Source organism: Paraburkholderia sp. BL21I4N1 (assembly GCF_002973525.1).
Taxonomy (GTDB): Bacteria; Pseudomonadota; Gammaproteobacteria; order Burkholderiales; family Burkholderiaceae; genus Paraburkholderia.
The window spans coordinates 562514-581899 of sequence record NZ_PVEN01000002.1 but is presented as its reverse complement, the minus strand read 5'-3'; the positions used below and the strand labels follow the sequence as shown (position 1 = coordinate 581899).

Here is a 19386-nt window from a genome sequence, read left to right as displayed (position 1 = left end):
GTCCCCCAGGCGCGTCAACCCCGCACCCGGGGATTTTTCGACCCGCCTCAGAGCGAGCGCTCGGGCTCGTTCTCCGGGGCCTGCGTGCGCACCGACACCTGCCGGACGGTGGTGATCTGCTTCTTCGGCGCGACCACCGTCACCGTGCGGACCTCGCCCGTCTGGTTGTCGATCACGTTCTCCACGTTTTTCGCCGGGCCCTGCGCGCCCTCGGCGAGCTTCAAGCCTTCCAGGACCAGGTGCCCACCGGGGATCACCGCCTCCGCCACCTGGCCCGCGACCGCTTCGAGCAGGAGGGAGGCCGACTCGTCCATCTCGCCCGGGTCGTGCCAGTCCCCGCGGCGTTCCTGCTCCCGCTGCAGGTTCGCGGCGTCGACCATGGCGTGCTGGTACTCCTCGCTGTCGCGTTCGACGTCCACCTCCACGGTCTCCACCACCGTCTCCTTCTTGCGCTGCATTTCCAGCTCGTACAGCTCCATCGGGGACAGCGGGCGGTACGCCAGGGTAGTGGTCGAATCGGGGTCGCTCGATCCCGTGAGTTCGGGGCCGCGCTCGCCCTGGGTGGCCATGCTCCCCTCGAGCATCGCGTCGAGGTCCACACCACCGGAAGCGGTGCTCGTGGTGGCGGGCGGAATCTCGGCGGTCGCTGCTGCTGCCGCGTCGCGGTCCGCCTTGAGCTTCTCGACCTGGATCATCGGCTTGTAGTCGCTCAACGCCGGCACCTTTCCACCCACCAACCAGGCGGCCAACGGGGGCGTGCTCGCGTCCGACGCCGACGGCATCTTGTCCTTCTCGATGAACGGCCACAACAGGTGGTAGAGGTCCGCGCCGATCCGCACCACCGCCTTGATGCCGGCCGGGCGCCTGCCCAGCCAGGACGCGCGCTGCTTGCCCATGTCCCGGGTGGACGACAACACCTCCGGACGGATCACCGGCACCTCGACGCTCTCGTAGGTGGTGGGGGTCTCCGGCTGGCCCTTCGCCGCAGGACGCCCCGGGTGCGTGACCTGCACCGTGCGCTTCGGGAAGTTGGCGGCCATCTGCGCGCCCATCTCCGGCGCCGCTGCCCGTCCCAGGATTTTGATCGTGGTGTTGCCCGAGATCCGGCCCCGGCCCTCCTGACCGTACAGCTCGATCAACGCGTCCTCAGTCTGCACCGCGATCACGTGGACCATGCCCTTCGATCGGCCCAGTTCGAGCGCGTCGAAAATCGACTCCTTTTTGCCCTGGCTGGTGAACTCGTCCTCCATGAACAGGAGCGTGCGGCCGGTGCCGTCCGTAGGGTTGTCGTTCAGGCTGAGCATCTTCGCCGTCAGAAACGCGTGCATCGCCAGCAGGTAGCCCTTGGTCAGGGACTTGTATTCCAGGTTGTTGCGCAGGACGATCTGGTGCACGCCCTTGCGGCCCTTGCGCTCCACCCGGTCGACGAACAGCCGCAGCGACACGCGACGGCGCTTCGGCTGACCTTCCGCCGGTTCGCCCCACGCCTTGCCCAGCTTGTGGATGTCCTGGCAGAACGTGCGGAACGTGACCTCGAAGCTCTTCACCGTGTTGCTCTTCTCGTAGTCGGCGATGAGCTGGGCGGTCCCCGGGTCGTGCTCCGCCGCCCAGGCGTAGATGTCCTTCATCGCCGACATGATCCGGAACGAGAGGTGGCCCCAGTGCCAGGGCTTGGGCTTCTCGACGCCCAGCTCTTCCGCACGGGCGCACGCCACGCGGTACTCGACGATCAGCGCCAACACGATGGCCCGCAGGATGCCCCGCGCGCCCTCGGACCACATCGGGTCCTTCGACGCCGGCACGTACGCGTTGGCGAACACGGTGGCGTCTTCCTCCCGCACGAGGTCTCGTCCGATGTCCCAAGCCGCATCGCGGTCGGAGAACGGGCTGATGGTCGCCACGTTCGCCGACGAGCGCCCGAGCTTCTTGTTGATCGTCTGGATCACATGGGACTGCGTGCCCTTGGCGTCCATGATGACCATGAAGACGTTCTGGACCATCGCCTCGTACGTGAGGTGGGCCAGGATCGCGCTCTTACCGGCGCCGGCAGCGCCCATGATGATCGCCGACGTGCTCCACGCCTGTTGGCTGAGCCAGGTCAGGCCCGGGTGCAGCGGGAGGAACGGGGGCTGGTCGCCGTTCAGTTCGAGCACCGCCTGCTCGGCGAGCTTCACCGCATCCTTCCCGTCGTGGAACTGCATGCCGGTGAGGTGCCGGCTGTTGCAGTAGATCGTGCTCATCTTCGCGGTGATGTAAGCGCCGACCGCGAGGCCAGGCACCGCCGCCAGCGCCGCCTTCCCCTTAATGAACCACCAGTTCATCTGGTCGAGCCCGGCCTGGTAGGCGGCCACGTTGTCAGCGAACGGGTGGTTGCCCAGTTCGCGGTGCAGAAAGGTTTCAAACCAGTAGAGCGCGTGCTTGGCCAGGCCCATGTGGCTGACACCGCCCAGAGCGCCGGTCTTGGTCGCGACCAACCATTCCACGGCCATGGACACAGCCCCCGCCACGGTCCCGATGACCGCACCACCTACGACGGCGCTGCCGATCAAACGGTACGGCTGGTCGGGTGCCAGGTTGGCCGGCGGCTTGAACGCCGCCCAGTGAACGATCTTGGCCATGCCCTGGTCCTCCTGCCGTATGGGAAGATCCAGGGTAGCCGCCGCGGAGCGTTACGCAAGTTACCCCCGGAGGCGGTGAAACCCCACCCGGTCGGGACCGGGCGATCCCGCTGACGCCCATGGGCCCGGGCCGAGCATCGGTCGCCGGAAACGGGCGTCAGCAGGGGTTTTGAAACCAGCCCCCGCGCCGGGATGGGGTTGGGGGTGTCACGGGAGGGAGGTGTGCCCTGGCACGGATTCAGCCGTACCAAGGCGGGATCAGCGGAGCGCGAGGTAGCCGAGGGTCGCCACCAGCACGATCACCCCCATCGGGAGCGCGTAGCACCGCACCAGCAGGTGGGCCCAGCTCTCCTCCGCCTGGCGATCGGACGGTTCGGACACGTCCTGAACGGTCATCGGTTCGTCGTGGCGCCCCACCACGTCGCGCGGCAACGACCAGTAGCGCCACCGGGCCCGCGTGATCCGCACGTGGTCGTCGTGGCCCATCCAGTGCTCCTTGCCCATCGCGACGAACGCCCGGATCCGCACGACCGTGGACCGGGTCCGAATCGCGTTCAGCAGCAACGACGCGGTGGCCTTCCGGTTCCCCTCCGGCAACGTGCCCAGTTGCGCCGCCAGGTTGTGCTCCAGCTCAACCACCGACGGGCTCTCCCCCTCCGTCGGCACCTCGGACAGCCCCTCCTGCTCGCTGCTCTTCCACATGCCCATCGCAACACCTCCTGTACAGGTACGCTCCCGGGTCGAACCGGCAGGACGCGGGAGCGGGCGCCCTGCCGGTGGGTGGTCAGTCGTTGCCGTCGACCGGGTCGTCCAGCTCGGAAATGATCCGCTGAATGTCCTGGTCGTCCCGTGAGCCCACCCCGGCGTACCAGCTCGGCTTCTTCACCTTAGCATGTGCCAGGGCACGGGGCGATTCCGCCGAAACGGACGGTGCCGCTGCCGCACGGGCCGCCACGGGGCTGGACACGGACGGGGCGCCGGGTTCGTCGAACGGATCGGGCTGGACCGCCGGCCGGACGTTCTGCACCGCCCCGACGCGCGGGAGCGGGTCCCACGGCGGGTCGATGGGTTCCTCGACCGCTGCGGTGGCCGGCGCGCTTTCCGCCGCAGCCTCTGCCTGGTCGCCCACCAACGGCTTCACCAGCGGCTTGGGTTGCGGTTCCGGCGTGTCGCTGGCGACGCCCTTGGTAAGCGTGATACCGCCCATCCGGGCGAGCACCACGTTCGCCTCGTTCGACGCCGACTGCAGCTTGTCGAGCAGGTGCGCCACCACCTCGCCCGCGTGGTAGGGCACGTCGCACACGTGGTCGCACGCCCGGTGGATCGCCCAGTCGTCGTTGGCGCTGTGCCCGACCCCGACCACCACGAAGACCCCGCGTTCGCGCAGGGTTTCCAGGGCCGCCACGCTGTCCGGCGCGTTGTAGGTGTCGAACTGCCCGTTCTTCACGTCCCCGCCGCCGCGCACGATCGCCACGATGTCGCCCTTGTTCAGATACAGCGCGTCCAGCCGGTCCAGCGCCTCCGCCAGGTGGCCGCTGGAGTCCACGCCCTCCTTCGCCGCCTTCATCCGGACGGTGTCCGTGATCGTATGGCCGCCTCTGGTCAACCGCTTCTTGAAGTCCAGGAACCCGTCCGAGTTGATCGCCGCCGTGGTCACGCAAAACACCCGGCCGGTGATCTCGTCCGTCGATTGGGGAACCCGGGTCTCCTCGATCGGCGCAACCGGAACAGTAGTCGCCGCGCGCATCAGCGTCGGGCGACCCATGATCTCCTGCATGACGGTGTGCCGCATGTGCGGGAACCGCGAGGTGCCGATCTCCACCAGGCCCGACCAGGTGTCGCCGCCGTTCATGGACGCGCTGGCAAAGTAGACGAACGCCTCGCGGCCCGTGCGGGTCACCAGGTGCTCGCGCACGGTGGTCGCCGCGCGCCCGGCCAAGGTCTCGACGTAGTGCAGCGTGCGCTCGTCGATGGTCGGCAGGCACACCACGTTGCAGCAGTTCTGGACGAAGGCCTCGACCGCGAAGTGGTTCCTGGCCTTGCCGTGCAGCGAGGTGATGCTCTGGGTCAGGACGATGTTGATGTGGCCGTAGCCCCGGGAAATGTCGATCCAGTTGGAGTCGTCCATGCTGGACCCGTCCGCCGTGAGGATCTTTTGGAACTCGTCGTGCAGCTCGCCGGTGAAACGGTCCACGCCGTACACCACGCGCTTGCCCTCCACCACTAGGGCGTCCCGGAAGTCCTGCGAGGACCGGATAACGTCGTGGTATTGCATCCGGAGGATCTCGGCGACGAACAGCGCCGCGTCGCCGTACGTGTGGGTGGGCATTTCCAGGACGATGAACTGCTGCTGTACGTACACCAGGTCGAACCAGTCGATCCCGGTGGCCACGTCCGCGCAGAAGGCCCGCCGCAGTTTCGGGTTCTCGTAGAACGGACGGGTGATGGTCAGCAGGCTGGCCACGTGCCAAGCGTACTGCTCGAAAATCTTGGCGTCGTCGGTCGTCACCATCGAAACCTTGGTCGGGGATGCGCTGCCCACCTGGGTGATGATGTCCGTGGTCTTGCCCTTCTTCGCCGACGGGTCCTTGGCGAAGTGCAGCATCGAGAACACGTAAGCCCCGGTCTCCCGGGAACGCAGCGCCGCCAGCGTGTCCGCCGCCGCCTCGCGCTGCTCGTCGGTGGTGTAGAGCGCTTGGAACCGATGGGCCAGCTTGTAGCGCGCCACGAACTTCAACGGCTCGTTGAGGTAGTGGAACAGGTCCGCCAAGGTGGGCTCCCGGCGCTCCACGTTCCGGATGAACCGTGCGATCAGCACCGCGTCGGTCACGCCCTCGCTCCCCCAGTAAGCCTCTCCGCCCTTCACCTTGGAGCTGTACAGCGTCAGGAAGTCGCGCAGCTTCTGGTCGGACCAGCCCGCCAGGAGGTTGCAGGGCATGGTGTCGCTGGCCGGTCCCAGGATCACGGTGCGGTCCAGGCGTCGGCAGACGTTCGCGTAGTCGCCCTTCACCACGTCGGTCACGAGCATGGCCACGCGTGCGTCGTGCAGCCGCTTCAGCAGCGGAATGCCGGCGCCGGTGGTCTTGCCCGTCCCGGTGCCGCCCAAGACGGCGACCGAGGTGGTCGCGTCTCGAAACGTCAGGAGGAGTTCGACGGGCGGGTTCTTCCCGTCCGCCGAGCCCGGCTTGGTGTACGCCAGGAGCACCTGACCCGCCATCGGTTTGGTCAGGTCAATCTCGGCGGGAACGATAAAGGGTGCCAGGGCACGGTCTTCCGTCAACGGAAAGACGGGCTGGACGGGTTGGGGTTCTGCTGACTTCGGGGGCTGGGCTTTGGGAACGCCCAGCATCTTGAGTACCGCCAGTGCGATCGTCTTCACGTGTCTCCTCCGTGATGTCGCCGGTGTTAGGCCTTGGCGGCCAGGGCCTTCTGGATCGCCACCAACGTGTCGTTGATCGCCTTGAACTTCGCGTCGATCTTCTCGATCTCCGCCACGACGGTGTTGGACAGGTTTTCGACTTTGAGCTGCAGCTTGGCCCGAGCGTCCCGTTCGGAACGGCTGGTGTCGCCCAACGCCACGCGGACGCTTTCCTCGGTCTTGGAGGAAACGGCATCGGACATCAGCGGGACCGCCCCCTCGATCGTGTGGGTCACCACGTCCAGCAGATCTGCACGCAACCCTTCGAGCTGGTCGCGACCGTCGAGGTAGCCGAAGAGCAAGTCGCGCAACAGACGGTTCGTGCTGTCGAATCCGGCCGCCTGGCGCTCCTCCTCGACACGTGCGGCCTCCGCGTTGGAGACGTAGATGCCGAGGGTCTTGCCGTTGCGCGTCGCGCTGCGATCGCTCTGGCTGTTTTCAGCGAGGCTTCGGACGGTGCGGGTGCGAGGCATGTTGGGCGCTCCTGTTGGAAGTGGTGATGACCCAACATGGCAGGTCCCAGCCGTTTGTCCAGCGTTTGGCGAAACCAGCCGACGAACGGTCGACTTGCATAAGCACCTTATGCAGATTGAGCCTTGCTGGACGGGGCTCTGCGTGGTGCTTTGCGCTTTTTGCTTATGCGTTGCATAAGCAGCCGAGCCAAGCCCAGCAAGGCGATGGCGGTGGTTTTAGGGGTAGGTTCTTAAACACCAACGGTGCGAAGGGTGTGTCGTTGCAGGATTTGCGCAGTCTCTCCCCCGAGTACGTCTTCACGTTTTTCCACTCGAGGAGGAGTGACGTCGCAATCCCCGCAACCAGAGTGCTCCGCACGACGCTTCACCGCTTTTCCGCTCTCGCAGTACCCCCTCGCTTCCCCCCCCCAGCGCACATCCTCGCTCTACCTGTGCGCTCCGCTGTCCCTGTGCCCGCCCCTTCCTCTCGCACCTGGGACAGCCTCCTTCCATCGGTGTTCGCCGTTCGGTGTCGCCTTCAGCGTTCGGACCCGCCCCTGCCTCTCGAACGAACGCTCGCCGTTGGGGTGCGCCGTTGCTGTACCGGGGAGCGTTGCTCCGCTGCCCGGTGGGGGTGCCCGTCGCCGTGCGGTACGGAACGCCCAGCGTGACGCCGACGCGGTACGACGGTGGGGGTCCGGGGTGGCTGTGCGCCGTTGCCTGGACGTGCCGGTGCGCGCGCAGCGTGCAGCGCGACCCTGCCCCATCGGGTCGTGGCGACGCGTCGCCGGGTCCGGGCGGACGTTACGGTGTTGGGGTTGCTCGCGTCAGCGAGGGGGTCCGCCTCCGTCTGTCGGGGGTTCGGGTGCGTCGCTCCGCGTGTACGTACACCGGACGCTCGCGCCCCGCAGCACCCCCGGGTCATGCCCCTGTGCCCGGTATGACGCTGGCATTCTCACCAACGCAACGCGTGGACGGGTCGTGCGGTGCGACCTGGGGTTGGTCGAACCGCGCCCGCGCGCAGCGCCCCCGGTCACGCCCCGTTGACCGGTATGACATGTGCATTGGCACGGGTAAGCCTGCACCCCGTCCGCCGCATGCCCTTCGCCTTCCGTCACCCTTTCCAGGCGTGCGCACGCACGACCGGGACGCGCCCTCGGTGCGGTACGACGGTGCGGGTTCCGTGGGTCGCCGTACCCCGGTGAGCCTCGCCGTCGCTCTGGGGTCGAACGTCTGCCCGGTGGTGGTGGTCGAGCGCGCATGGTCGCGGAGCGGCACCGTCGCGTGGACATGGGGCGTCAACGCGACCGGTATCCGAGCCCCGTCAGGGGCCGGGAACCGGGAGGAGTTGCGCCGTCCGCGCAGGTGCCGCGAAGCGAACGCACGTCCCCCGCCCGCGCAGCGGTGCCGGTGATGCTGGACCAGGACCGGTCGTGCGTGCGCGGGGTGCCCTCCTTCCTTCCATGGCGCTCAACCGATCGCGCCCGGCGCGTCGAGCAGCGCCCGCCTGGGCCATCCCCTTCACCCCCGATCCCCGGTACAACGCCACGGGCCAACCGCACGTCCGACCCTCCCCCGGATGGAAGACCTTCACACGGCCCTAGCCGTCGTGTCCCTGTATCTGTACAGACCCATCCAACCGATCCGGGGTTCATCTTCTCTCAACGGTCGGAACCTTCAGCCGCCCGCGCGGCGAGCGCGAACGTACGACCGACAGCCCGGCCGGCGAGGCCGGAGCGAAGCTCCAGGTGCCGTCCGGCGAACCCTGTGGACTGTAGAGGTGTGCCAGGGCACGTCCGTAGGACTTGCGCAAATCCTCGGCGCTGCTAGGTTGGGGTCATGCCGACGCCGCAGGCGATGAGCCTCGATAACGAACCGGAGGAGACCCATGCCGTCGAAAAACCCTGAACGCCGAGCCGCCGTGTACGCCGATTGGGCCAAACGTGCGAAAGCCACCCACAAGCGGCGTGGCCTCATGGTCCCCCTGGACCTGGACGCGCTGCTGGTGACGTACGCGAAGCTGAACGGCATCAGCGTGCCGGACGCCATCGTCGAGGCATGCGAGCGTGTCCACGGTGCGGGCCTGCGCCGCGCTACCTCTGTCGAATCCAGCGAGGGCTGATCATGGCGAGCTTGTTCAAGCGTCCCGCCACCCTGACCGCGTTCGACCACGACGACGGGTTCGACGAGCAGTACGACGCCGAGGACGGCCTGGGCCAAGAGGTCGACGTTCCGCCGGTCCAGGTGGTGCCCGGGTCGTTGCAAGACTTTCTGTTCTCCCAGCTCGTCGAAGGTTTGCGCGACTCCATGCGTCACACCGAGCCGTGGATGGTGCGGTACCTCGCGGACCAGCAGGACGGGGTGTGCGCCTATTGCGGTCTTACCCTGTCGGTCACGGGAAAGCGGATCGACGGTGCGCCGCGCGCCATGGCGGACCTGCTGGTGCCGCTGGCCCTGGGCGGGTCCGCGCTGGAGGAGAACCGCGTGCTGTGCTGCGCGGAATGCCAGAACGCCAAGGGCGGGATGGACTGGCTGGGGTTCGGTCGCGCGACCGCCCCAGTCAAACTATTGGCCCGCCGTCGCGAAGCCCTGCTGGACGCGGCCAACCATGTGCTGCCGCTCGCGGTGAAGGGGAAGGTCGCCGCGATGGACGTGCTGGAGCGGCGTTGGGCCTTCCCCCGCTTCCGTGTCCTCGCCCAGGTCTTCGGGGAAGTCGGGTATTTCGGCTGGGACCTGCGGGGTCTGCCGAACGGGCGGAGCGGTGAGGTGCGGGCCCGCCTGCGTTTTCAGTTCGGCGGGCGCGACATGTCGCAGGGCCGGTTCGCGCTGTACGAGGTGCCCATCGCCCGGTGGTTCGAGGCGGCCTGGTCGTTAGTGGAGGAAAACGCGGTGCTGGTCCGTCCGACCATGACCGATCGGGAACGGGCCGCCTTCCCTCCCTTCAGCCCTTTGCATCTCGACCGCGAGGACCGGGCCAGCCTGGCGGACGACGGGTGGGCGGAGCACTACGAGCGGTGGCACGTGCTGCTCACCGGCGACCGGTGGGTGCAGGAGGCACGACGCGTCGCCCGGTGGTCGGTGCAGGCGAAGCCTGGTCAGCGGGTGGCCCTGGCGAAGCAACGCCAGGTGCTGCGCGAGAAGCCGTTGACCGATGCCCTCGCCCGCCTCGCCGCCAACCTGGACGATCTGCGCACGGGAAAGCGGGCCCCGGCCTCCGTGCCTACTGAGCGTACGGGGCTGGCCCCCGGTGCGGACCTGGTGGGTGCCGGTTCGTCGGTGCCCACGGGCCTGGCCGATGGTTCGACCGTCTTGGGTCCCCGCCCGTCGAATCCGGCCCGGGCCCAGCGTCACGACAAGATGGTGGCGCGGCACGCGGCGTTCCGTGATGCCCTGCGTGCGGGGAAGCCTGTGCCCCCGCGCGAGGTCGAACCGGTGGCCCCGGTCGAGGCGGAGCCGACGCGCGCTCCGTTGCCCCGGGACGTGCAGGACCGCCTGGTGGCGATGCGGGAGCGGTTGACCGCCCGGTTGAGCACGACCACCCCGACGACGAGCACCGCGGCCACGGGCCGGACGGGCGATGCGCGAGCGGGTGGTGCTCCCTGGGGTGCGGTCGAACCGGGTGTGCGTGTTGAGGGTGTTGCCGACCATGGAGGTGCTGCATGAGCACGACGAGCACGAAAGCGAAACGCCGTCCGATTCGCCTGTTGGAACGGACACTGGATCCGCACTTCTACATTTACCGCTGGCTGGACGATCTCGCCGGCCGCCGCCTGCCGCACAACGATGTGTTCGTTCCGGAGTGGGTCGAGGACGTGTCGTGGCTCCAACCGCCCCCGGTTACCGGTGGTGGGTCGAACCGGGGCCCGGGCGATGCGGAACCGGCGGAGCCATTCCGGGTGGCGTTCTACTTCACCGTGCCCAGCGAGCGGTGGTCCGCGCTGCTGGTGCGCGGATCTGCCGACGGGATGGACGTGGTTGAGGCCATGGAGGCGGACATCGCCGAGCATGCGCAGGACCCGGAGTACGACCGCCGCACCCTAGCCCGGGAGCGCCTGCAGGTCCGCACCATGCGCAAGCACGGGCTGGTGACGCACGAGGAGCTGCACGCCCAGCGGACGTGCCTGCTCGATGGGACGTTCGCGCAGCGGTCCCAGTTCGGGAAGTACCGGGTGTTCCGGTCCAACCGCGTGGAGGTCGAGGCGTTCGCGGACATGCTCGCCTCGGAGGCGGACTGGCTCATCGTCCCGGTCCTGTCGGCCTTTTCCTGGAAGCGCGACGGTGTGGAGTTCCCGGTAGACGACCCGCGCTACGCGGCCCCGATGGTGCACGCGGTGACCCGGACTCCCTGTCCGTGGCAACCGGTTCAGCAGGAGCGGTGCGTGTTCGTGTGACCCGGCCAGGGGCCATGTGAAAAGCGGCGCCTGGTGGCACCGCTTTACCTCCTCCCTTTCCTCCGTACTTCCCTTCGATGTTGTCAGGGCCCCGCCTCCCCCGAGGCCCTGCTCCTCCTGTTGTTGTCGGTCTCTGTCGGTCCAGGGTTGTGGCCCTCGGTTGTGCGGTTCGATGGTCAGGCGGCCAGGGCCATGGTCCAGTTGCGCGCCAGGGCGTCGTTCACCGCCTTGCTGTTCAGCTTCATCAGGCGGTCCAGGGTCGAGACGTTGGTGCGGTTTTTCCGCAGCAGGTCCAGCTTGTCGCTCGCGCTCAGTAGCATGACCAGGAACTTCTCGCTCACCACGCCCACCGCCTTGTCCAGCACGGTGTCACCGTTGGTGTCCACAGTGTTCATCAGGGTAGTCTTGCTGCCGGCCAGCATGATGATCGCCGCTGCGGCCTTCATGCAGTTCCGGGCCACCGCCACGTCGAGCCAGGTGTCCCCGTTCAGGTTGACGCCGGTCACGTCCAGTCCGTCCTTAGCGAGACGGCGGATGTCGCGTGCGTCGTCGAGGATGACGGCGGCCATCATGCGGCTGTTCAGCTTCGAGGTCAGGGTGCTCATGGTGTTGCTCCGGCAGGTGGTGGGTCGGCGGTGTTTTCGCGTTCCCTATACTTCCAATATACAAGACCACTCAGGCCGGTCAACTGTTTGGGACACCCGTTTGCAAGTATTTTTTGACTTTCGGACGAACGGTCGACCCTCTGCGACGAGCGGTCGAACCGGGGTGCCAGGGCACGGATTGGGAGATTGGGATGGTGCAAGGTGAGGTCTGGTGGTGGTTTGTGTTGGAGTGCGGGGGCCTCCGGCCCCGGCGGGTTTCCATGGGACCGGATCGACCGTACCCCCGGGGGGTGCCGGGCGCCAGCCCGGCGAGCAGCAGCGACACATGCCCGCATGCAGCCGGGGCCGGCGAGGCCCGGGGTGTCGCGGTGGTGGTGTGCGTCGTGCGCGTCGCGGGGGGAGATCAGCGCGATGGAGTCCGGCCCTGTGCCTACCGCACAACCGCACAACACAACGCCCACCGTGGGGTGGGCGTTGCTCCTGGTGGGTCCGTGCTTTGCCACGGGTCAACCGGTCAGGCGGTGGTGCAGGAACCCGCGGGGTGGCGCTCGCGCGTTCAGCGGTCACGCCTCCTTGAATCGGTCGAACCGAAAGTCAGGCCCCAGGGGGAGTTCGTCGCCGAACGTGTGGCGAGCTGGCCCGGTCGAACCGTACTCCCAATCCCTCCGCCATTCGCCGGTCACACAGTCCCACTCGTACGCCACCCGCTCCCCGGCCGCGTTGACCCCGTTCACGCGGTGCTTGCGTGCGATGACGTTGGTCAGGCGGACCACCTTCGGGTCGTCATGGTTCGGCTCCTTCAACTGCAACGCCGTGCGCTCGCTCATCGTCCTTCTCCTCTCGTCGGTGCGGGCCTCGACGTGGACCGCTGCAGGCCACCCTAGCGGGTCAGGCGGCTTCGTCAAGCGGTCGGCTAGGGCCCGGAGGAGACATCCACGACCTGGGGCTGGCGACGTACACGACCTGGGGCGTGGGGCGTGGGGACATCCGCGCCCGATGGGGTGAGGTCGGATCCGCCCATGGGCCTACGGTCGTGCGTGACCGGTGGTGACCCCGGTGGACCGCCGAGCCCGACCGATGGAGGCGGATGGTGCTGGTCGTCATCGTGGTGGTGTCGCTGGCGAGCTGGGGTACGTCCATACCGCGTGAACACGCCACCCGGAGGGTGGGCGGGGAACCCCGCCTCCGGCCCTGGGTGCGAAACGGAGCTGGCCCGCGCCGATCGGCGTCAGCACCGCTTTGACCTGGGGCCACGGGCCCAGGGATGTTGGGGTTGTCGATGGCCGCCGCGTTTTCCCCGGGTGCCCACCTCTCCCCGCCTTTCCCCTCACCGCCCGGTCCGGTCGGCCAGGCCTGGTGGTGCCCACCGCCCCGCGCGCCGGCGTGCTGCTGTAAAGTTCAGCGGTGCGCTGCCGTAGAGCAGGGACCGACAACACGAACACAAAAAAGCGAGAAGACCAGCATGAGCGACGACGAACGCCAGATTCGCACCGGGGACCACCTGTGGGTGCAGCGCCTGGGCTACGAGCATCACGGCCTCGCCTCGGGGCGGGACACGGTCATTCAGTATTCGGGGAAGGACGGGCTGTGGGACACCGGTGTGATCGAGGAGGTGCCCCTCCACACGTTCGCCAAGGACCGGAAGGTCCGGTTCGTCGATCACCCGGATCGCCTGCACGGGCGCCTGGAAAGCGTTCGACGGGCCCGGCAACGCATCGGGGAAGACGAGTACAACCTGGTGTTCAACAACTGCGAGCACTTCGTCATGTGGTGCATCGAGGACAAGCACTCCAGCGAGCAGGTCAACAAGACGGTTCGCTCGATGGGGACCACCGCCGCCACCGCGCTCATGTACCGCTGGTACCAGACCTGGGCGATGGAAGAAGCCATGGGCCCGACGGTTCGGGTCGCCACCCAGATGTTGAGCGCCGGGCGCACGGCGTCGACGGTGACGAGCGCGATGAACGCCGCGTCCGCCGCCCGTACCGCCGCATCACTGGCCCCTACGGTGAGCGCCGCCCTCACCTCGTCGGCCCCGGCCGCAACGACCGCGATCGCCAACGGGTTGACCGCGGCGGGCCTGACCGGCGTGGTCGGTGGTGTGGGTGCCGCTGCCGTGGGGATCGTGTCCGCCCCGGTGAGCCTTCCGGTGGTGGCGGTGGCCGCCGGTGTGGGTCTCGCCGTCAGCGCGGTGAGCGCCCTGTGGGACAGCATTTTCGACTGACCGGACATGCGGGGCCCCTGCCAGGGCACCCGCTTACCCAGCCAGCTCATCACCCCGCTTCAATGGCACATGCCCTTGCGTTTCCGTATCGGCCTCGCCGGCAAAGCCTGTAGTCTTTCCACCTGGTGCACGTGGTTCTCGAATCCCCGCCGGTCCGATGGGCTCACCGGGACCGCCATCCGTCTTCCGTTGGGCGCGACCAGCTTCCCGTGTGTTTTGCCCTTGGTGTAGGTCCACCCCTGCTTCACCAGCCCTGCCACGTGCCGGTGGAGGTCCTTGTCGTTCGAGTAGTGCGGTTTGCCCATGTTCGTTGTCCGTCCAGCGGAGCGGGATGCCCCGGTACGGACGAACCCACCGTCGACGGTGGGCCCTGGGCCAACGGTGGTGCTGGCGGTGGTCAGGCCATCGACGCGCTGTACTCCGGACGGGTGTCGAGCGCCGCGCGGATGACGTAACCCTCCGCGAAGCTGTCGGACGTCAGCATCGCTGCGTCCAGCTCATCGACCGAGAGGCCCAGGCCCCGGGCGATGGCGTCGAGCTTCGTGGGGGCTTCGGTGTACCGGTCGTCGTTGCTGGGGTAGAAGCGGAACAGGTTCCAGGGGGTGGTGCTCATGGTGGGGTCCTCGGGGTGGTGGCGGTGCATCGATCGCGCTGCCTCTAAATCCAGTTTAGAGAAACGCTCCACCTCGTCAACAGTTTGACCCAGCGATTCACGTGGCCAGCCATTTGTATTTTTCAATGGCCCCGCCCCCGCTATAGCAGCCGATCAGCCCGTGCCAGGGCACGGCCCGGAAGCGTGCGTTGGAGCCCCGCTCCGTGCCTTCGGCGAGGTTCGGGGTGGCCCGAGTCAGGTGTTGGTGTGCCGGGCGGAGCCCCGGCGGGGTTGGGGTCATGGAGCCCGGTCGGGCCGATCGAGGCGCACCAACGACAAGCCCACCGCGAAGGTGGGCCCTGGGTGCAGCGCCCGCATCAGCAGGTCTGCTCGATGTGCACTTTGGGTTTGGGTCCCGTGTGCGCCTGGGGCTTCTGCATGAACACGTCGAGATCCTCGCGCCGAATCAGTCGGCGGCCACCGACCTTGACCGAGGCCAAGCGACCGGTGCGCACCCATTGCTGAACGGTGATCTGCGCATACCCCGATGCTTGCGCCACGTCCTTCATCGTGAGCAACCCGTTTTTCAGTGCTGCGGCTACAGCAGCGCGGTTCTGCATGAACGCATCGAGTTCCTCGCGCCGGACCAACCGTCGGCCGTCGATCTGGACCGTGCCAAGTTGTCCTTTGTTCAGGTACTGATGTGCGCGCTGACGGGTGACGTCCAGTTCGCGGGCAACGTCCGACAGCGTCAGCATGCCGGCCGGGGTGGCCCTAGCCGCCTTGGCAGCCTTGAACGCCTCCAGATCCTCCCGCCGCACAAGCCGGTGCCCGTCGACCACCACCACGGAAAGGTTTCCACGATTGATGTGATCCGACACCGTTTTCGCCACTACGCCGAGCTGTCGCGCGGCATCTGCTTGGGTCAGCATCCCCTCGGCTAGGGCCCGGCGAACGACCTGACCCTGCGCCCGGGCCCTAGCCCTGTCGACGTCCCTGTTCCGTTTCCAATCAGATTCGAACGCGTTGAGGTCGTCCCGCCGCACCCAGTTACGTCCGTCCACCGTCACGGTCGCCAAGCGCCCCTTGGCGATGTAGCGATTCAGGCACGCGGGGGACATGCCCAACTGCCGGGCCGCTGCTGCCTTCGTCATCCGCCCGCTGCTGAAAGCGGAGTCCAGTTCCGCTCGGTTCGGTCTCGACATGCTGCTTCTCCAACGTTGTAGGGCTCGGGGCCCCGGTACCCCGAAACCCACCGTTGCGCGGTGGGCCGTGGGGCACCGTTGGTGCAGCGAGTGGTCAGAGCCGCGACCGGGCCCGCACGGGTTCCTCCATCTGATCCGCGTCGAGCGCCTGGCGAAGGTGTCGCGCTTCGATGTCCGACACCATGGCCTGCAGGACGGGTTTGCTGCGTTTCCACGTCACCGTCCTGGTGAGCCCGAGGTCAGCGCCGTGCTTCGCGGCCAGGCTCGCGGCCTCGTCGATCCATGCGAGGTCGTCCTTGGTAAAGGCGCGTTTGTGTGCCAGCACGCCGAACGACCTAGCCTCGTTCGGTCGGCACACGCACAGCAGCAGGACCAGCCACAACGGACCCTGCATGAACTGAGAAGGGGAACCCTGCCGGGTGGAGAGGTTGAGCCCTGGGGTAACGTAGAGCGAAAACTCACGGTTCAGATCGGCGCCCAGGATCGCCACCAGGACCGGAAACACGTCGGTCCGAACGCCGTGGCTGTTCGCCGTCCGCAAGAGGGCCTCTGCGTGCGCGGCGACGTTGGGCTCCATGCCGACCAGGTCCCGGATGAAGGCTGCACGTGCGGTGGGCTCGCCACCGCCGTTGAACGCCTTGTCGAGCCAAGTTTCAAGGTAGAACGGGAACCGCTCGGGCACCGCCGTCTGGTCCTCACCGCCAAAGCGAGCTTTGATGGCGGCCAAGGCCTCGGTGTAGCGCCCCGACTTGATCAGCGCCTGCACCGGGATTTGCGCCTTGCGTTGGCGCTCCTCACGGTCCTTTACAGCTTTGAGTTCATCGTTCGTCATGTCGTGCCCCAGGGGTGTGGGAGGGATGGTACCCAGAATGCCGCGTTCCCGCGGCCCCTGGTGCAACGTTGGTCTTCCGCCGATCAGGCGGCCAGGGCCAGGCCCGCCTGCGCTTCGCGCTCGCCCGGGAGGTAGCCGTCGGCGTCATACGGGCACGGGCCAACCGGCGCACCGCTCTGGAACGCGTCGAGCACGTCCAACAAGGTCCGGCGCACCGCTTGCCATTCGGGGGTGTCCGGCCATACGCGGGTGCGCTGCACCTTCGGCTCGAGCCACTTGCCGGACCGGCTGCGGACCAGGGTCACGCGTTCGAGTCGGCCGTGCTCGTCCATGCCGTAGTCGAGCGACACGCCCAGCCCTTCTTCGGCGCGCTCGATCACTTCCTCGAGACTGCTCGCTTCGAACACGGCGCCGGTGTGGGCGAAGAATCGAACGATGGACTTGGTGGCTTGACCCTTCTGAAACGTGAAGACCTTTTTCAGGTTGAGGTGCGGGGTTGCGGTGGTCATGAAGAACTCCGGGGCTGGGGTTGTGGCGAGGCGTCGTTGCGCACTGCATATACTTCCAGTTTACGAAAACGATCAACTCAAGCAACACCGGTAAGCGGGATTTATGCGGTAAGAACGCAGAAACTTCGTGCTATCGGACGAACGGTCGACCCTCATCTGGCAATGGCCTATCCGATTGGCGGAGCCGTGCCTTGGCACATGGGGAAACCGTTCGCCGCCTTCCTCCTACCACCTGGCATGTGCCCGCCACCTCCGCGTGCGGTGCGATGTTCGGGCGATCGCCCTGGAGCCCCGCTCCCATCCGCTACGCGGGTCCGGGGTCGAGTGGGCCTTGTGCCCAGATTTTGGTGTTCGCGCTGGTGCCGGTGGTCCCCGCCCCTGGTTCAGCCCTCGGCCCGGGCCGCCTTGTCCCGCCGGCGCTTCAACGCCTGGACCGACTTCACGGGGTAACGCCAGTATCGCCCGACCCGGACCCGGTCGAGCTGACCCCGCTCGGCGAACCACGCGACGGTACTTCGGTCGGTAACGCCCAGGACGTCGGCCGCCTCCTTCGCGCTCAGCGTGCCCGGCACGTGGCGGTCCTGCTTCGCGCGCTCCACGAGAAAACGGTCCAGCTCCTGCTGGTGGAACCGGCGCCGGCCGCTGGCGTCGACGAACGCCGACAGCTCCCCCCGCTTCACCGCGTCGTTCAACGTGTTGAGGTGTCGGAGCGGGGAGTTGACCTGCCCCAGCGAGCAGTACCGCGCGGCCTGGGACGCGGTCAGCCCCTCGCGCTGCAACGCCAGGTTCTTGGCGTGCGCCGCCACGCTCTTGCGCGCGAACGACCACCGGCCCCCGTCGTCCAGGGCCCCGGCCAGCACGCCCCGCTGTGCCCAGTCGCGGACCGTCGTGGTCGCCACATCGAGCAGCGCCGCCGCCTCGCGGGCCCCGACGCGGGACGTGTCGGCGGCCCGGGCCTTGTGGCGGTCCAGCTCGGCGACCGGGACGAACCATGCGCCCCGGGCATCCTGCAGCCCGTGCAGGTGGCCCGCCTGAATCTTGCGCCAGACCGCCGCCTTGCTGGTGCTGGCGAGGCCCAGGTGTACGGTGGCGTCGGCCAGCCCGAGGCAGGGCTTGCCCTGGATGGTGGTGGGGGTCGCGCGTGCGGTCATGGTCGTCCTGTCTCCTGCGTGAAGCGTAAAGGGTAAGGCCTGGGCCTCGTTACGCCAAAACCCGCGTTGCCGCGGGCCCTGGGCTGAACGTGTTGGCAACGTTTCACGCGTACCGAGTGCGGGTGGGCCGGTGGGCGATCCCCACCTCGGTCGTCCAGAAGTCGTCGATCGCCTGCTTCGAGAACCACATGCGTTCGCCGGTCGGCTCCCGGACCATGAGGCAGGCCAGTGCGCCATGGTCCATCGCCTGACGGACGTACTCGACCGATACCGACATGTAAGCCGCCGCTTCCACCAGCGTCCAGACGTCCGGCAGGGGCCGGTGCAGCGCCGCGTTCAGCTCGAACGCGACAATCTCGTCGGTGGCGGTCGCGATCATCCGCTCGATCAGGGCCTTCTTGAAGCTGGCGATCTGCGCGATCGGCTCCAGCCGTTCGCTGTCCTCCTCGGTGTTCGTGTCCATGAAGTCCTTGTGCTCCTGAACCATGGTCAGCGCCAGCTCGGACAGCGCGTCGCCGAGGGTGAAGCGAGAATCCACGGCGTCCGTCATCGAGCCGATGCGCTGGTATGGGGCCACGTCACCCTGGTCGTTCCGCTGGAACCAGACGTCGAAGTTACGCCCGCCGGCGGAAGCGACAACCACGGCGATGGGCTCCTCCACCGCGTCGCCGTTCTCGTCGATGGTCGACAACAGCTTGAACGAAACGCTTTTGAGGATCAACGCGCCGGTAAGCCCGTAAGCGCGGAGGTCCTGGTAGGTGCCACCGAACGGGATGAAGGTGAAATGCGTGTTACCGCTGGACGTCGCCGCTTCGCCGAAATGATCGGCGCGGATGGCGGAACAGGAAATGTTGTGCATTGCGCCTTTGCGCGTGCGGTCTGGTCGGTCGAACATGGTGGTTGCCCCTCCTGGCACTGGGCCGCACCGTGCAAGCCCTCGTACGCCAGAACCCGCGTTGCCGCGGGCCCTGGGCTGAACGTTGAAGGCAGTGGATCAGGCCAGGTAGCGCTGCTCGATTTCGGCGAGGGTATGCGCGTAGCCCACGTGCTCGTTTTGGCCAGGGTTGACGACGCTGACGAGTTCCCAGCGGTAGAACGTGCCGTCGACGTAGCGGTTGAACGGCCAGACTTCGGTGCGGCTGTCGCTGTCGAAGTCGGTCCGGCTTGCGTGCAGAGCGTCGAACCGGGCTTGGATTTGGTCATGGGAAAGGCGGGGCATGATGAACTCCTTGGGGTGGGGTTTGGCGTTGCGTCGATCGCGCTGCCTACACTTCCAGGTTACAAGAACAACCGACTAAAGCAACGGTAAGAACGCAGAAACTTTGTGCTATCGGACGAACTGTCGACCCTCGCTGCCAGCGGTGGTTGGCCCGTGCCAGGGCACAAGGA

At 67.4% G+C, this 19386-nt stretch carries 17 protein-coding genes; 4 read left to right on the top strand and 13 right to left on the bottom strand.

Annotated elements, in window-relative coordinates:
• Positions 1–47: 47 nt before the first annotated feature.
• From B0G83_RS08950 to B0G83_RS08935, 4 genes are all read right to left on the bottom strand, one after another.
• Positions 48–2618 (bottom strand): type IV secretion system DNA-binding domain-containing protein, encoded by a 2571-nt coding sequence (locus B0G83_RS08950; protein ID WP_105507069.1) that lies wholly within the window; start codon positions 2616–2618, stop codon positions 48–50.
• 258 nt (positions 2619–2876) lie between these two features.
• Positions 2877–3326, bottom strand: coding sequence for a hypothetical protein (locus tag B0G83_RS08945; RefSeq protein WP_105507068.1), 450 nt, complete (start codon positions 3324–3326; stop codon positions 2877–2879).
• Positions 3327–3402: 76 nt separating this feature from the next.
• On the bottom strand, positions 3403–5997 hold the full coding sequence (locus B0G83_RS08940; RefSeq protein ID WP_146120193.1) for a hypothetical protein: 2595 nt from the start codon (positions 5995–5997) through the stop codon (positions 3403–3405).
• A gap of 26 nt (positions 5998–6023) precedes the next feature.
• Entirely contained in the window at positions 6024–6509 is a 486-nt protein-coding gene (locus B0G83_RS08935; protein ID WP_105507066.1) for a hypothetical protein, read from the bottom strand.
• Between the two features lie 1867 nt (positions 6510–8376).
• On the opposite strand from B0G83_RS08935, the gene B0G83_RS08930 reads away from it, so the two are divergent.
• From B0G83_RS08930 to B0G83_RS08920, 3 genes are read left to right on the top strand one after another with little or no spacing between them, the layout of a single operon-like run.
• Positions 8377–8610 carry a hypothetical protein gene (locus B0G83_RS08930; RefSeq protein WP_105507065.1) on the top strand — a complete coding sequence of 78 codons (234 nt, stop codon included), beginning with the start codon at positions 8377–8379 and terminating at the stop codon, positions 8608–8610.
• Between the two features lie 2 nt (positions 8611–8612).
• On the top strand, positions 8613–10151 hold the full coding sequence (locus tag B0G83_RS08925; RefSeq protein ID WP_105507064.1) for an HNH endonuclease: 1539 nt from the start codon (positions 8613–8615) through the stop codon (positions 10149–10151).
• Complete coding sequence (locus B0G83_RS08920; protein ID WP_105507063.1) at positions 10148–10879, top strand: hypothetical protein; 732 nt, start codon at positions 10148–10150, stop codon at positions 10877–10879. The genes B0G83_RS08925 and B0G83_RS08920 overlap by 4 nt, the downstream gene beginning before the upstream one ends.
• 176 nt (positions 10880–11055) lie before the next feature.
• Here B0G83_RS08920 and B0G83_RS08915 read toward each other — a convergent pair whose 3' ends face one another.
• Both B0G83_RS08915 and B0G83_RS08910 read right to left on the bottom strand, forming a co-directional pair.
• Positions 11056–11484, bottom strand: a complete 429-nt coding sequence (locus B0G83_RS08915) for a hypothetical protein (protein ID WP_105507062.1) — start codon at positions 11482–11484, stop codon at positions 11056–11058.
• 563 nt (positions 11485–12047) lie between these two features.
• Positions 12048–12311 carry a hypothetical protein gene (locus tag B0G83_RS08910; RefSeq protein WP_105507061.1) on the bottom strand — a complete coding sequence of 88 codons (264 nt, stop codon included), beginning with the start codon at positions 12309–12311 and terminating at the stop codon, positions 12048–12050.
• A gap of 635 nt (positions 12312–12946) precedes the next feature.
• On the opposite strand from B0G83_RS08910, the gene B0G83_RS08905 reads away from it, so the two are divergent.
• On the top strand, positions 12947–13708 hold the full coding sequence (locus B0G83_RS08905; RefSeq protein ID WP_105507060.1) for a lecithin retinol acyltransferase family protein: 762 nt from the start codon (positions 12947–12949) through the stop codon (positions 13706–13708).
• 397 nt (positions 13709–14105) lie between these two features.
• On the opposite strand, the gene B0G83_RS08895 is transcribed toward B0G83_RS08905, so the two are convergent.
• The 7 genes from B0G83_RS08895 to B0G83_RS08870 all read right to left on the bottom strand — a co-directional run bounded on the left by B0G83_RS08895 (position 14106) and on the right by B0G83_RS08870 (position 19216).
• The gene (locus tag B0G83_RS08895; protein ID WP_146120192.1) at positions 14106–14321 is read right to left on the bottom strand and encodes a hypothetical protein; all 216 of its coding nucleotides are present in this window, start codon (positions 14319–14321) and stop codon (positions 14106–14108) included.
• 356 nt (positions 14322–14677) lie between these two features.
• Positions 14678–15505 (bottom strand): helix-turn-helix domain-containing protein, encoded by an 828-nt coding sequence (locus tag B0G83_RS08890; protein WP_105507057.1) that lies wholly within the window; start codon positions 15503–15505, stop codon positions 14678–14680.
• Positions 15506–15599: 94 nt separating this feature from the next.
• The gene (locus B0G83_RS08885; RefSeq protein WP_105507056.1) at positions 15600–16337 is read right to left on the bottom strand and encodes a hypothetical protein; all 738 of its coding nucleotides are present in this window, start codon (positions 16335–16337) and stop codon (positions 15600–15602) included.
• Between the two features lie 83 nt (positions 16338–16420).
• Entirely contained in the window at positions 16421–16846 is a 426-nt protein-coding gene (locus B0G83_RS08880) for a hypothetical protein (RefSeq protein WP_105507055.1), read from the bottom strand.
• Between the two features lie 383 nt (positions 16847–17229).
• Positions 17230–17997: a helix-turn-helix domain-containing protein gene (locus B0G83_RS08875; RefSeq protein ID WP_181156785.1), complete on the bottom strand. Its 768-nt coding sequence runs from the start codon at positions 17995–17997 to the stop codon at positions 17230–17232.
• 103 nt (positions 17998–18100) lie between these two features.
• Positions 18101–18892, bottom strand: coding sequence for a hypothetical protein (locus B0G83_RS38550; RefSeq protein WP_181156783.1), 792 nt, complete (start codon positions 18890–18892; stop codon positions 18101–18103).
• A 99-nt stretch (positions 18893–18991) separates the two neighbouring features.
• On the bottom strand, positions 18992–19216 hold the full coding sequence (locus tag B0G83_RS08870; protein ID WP_105507053.1) for a hypothetical protein: 225 nt from the start codon (positions 19214–19216) through the stop codon (positions 18992–18994).
• Positions 19217–19386: the final 170 nt, after the last annotated feature.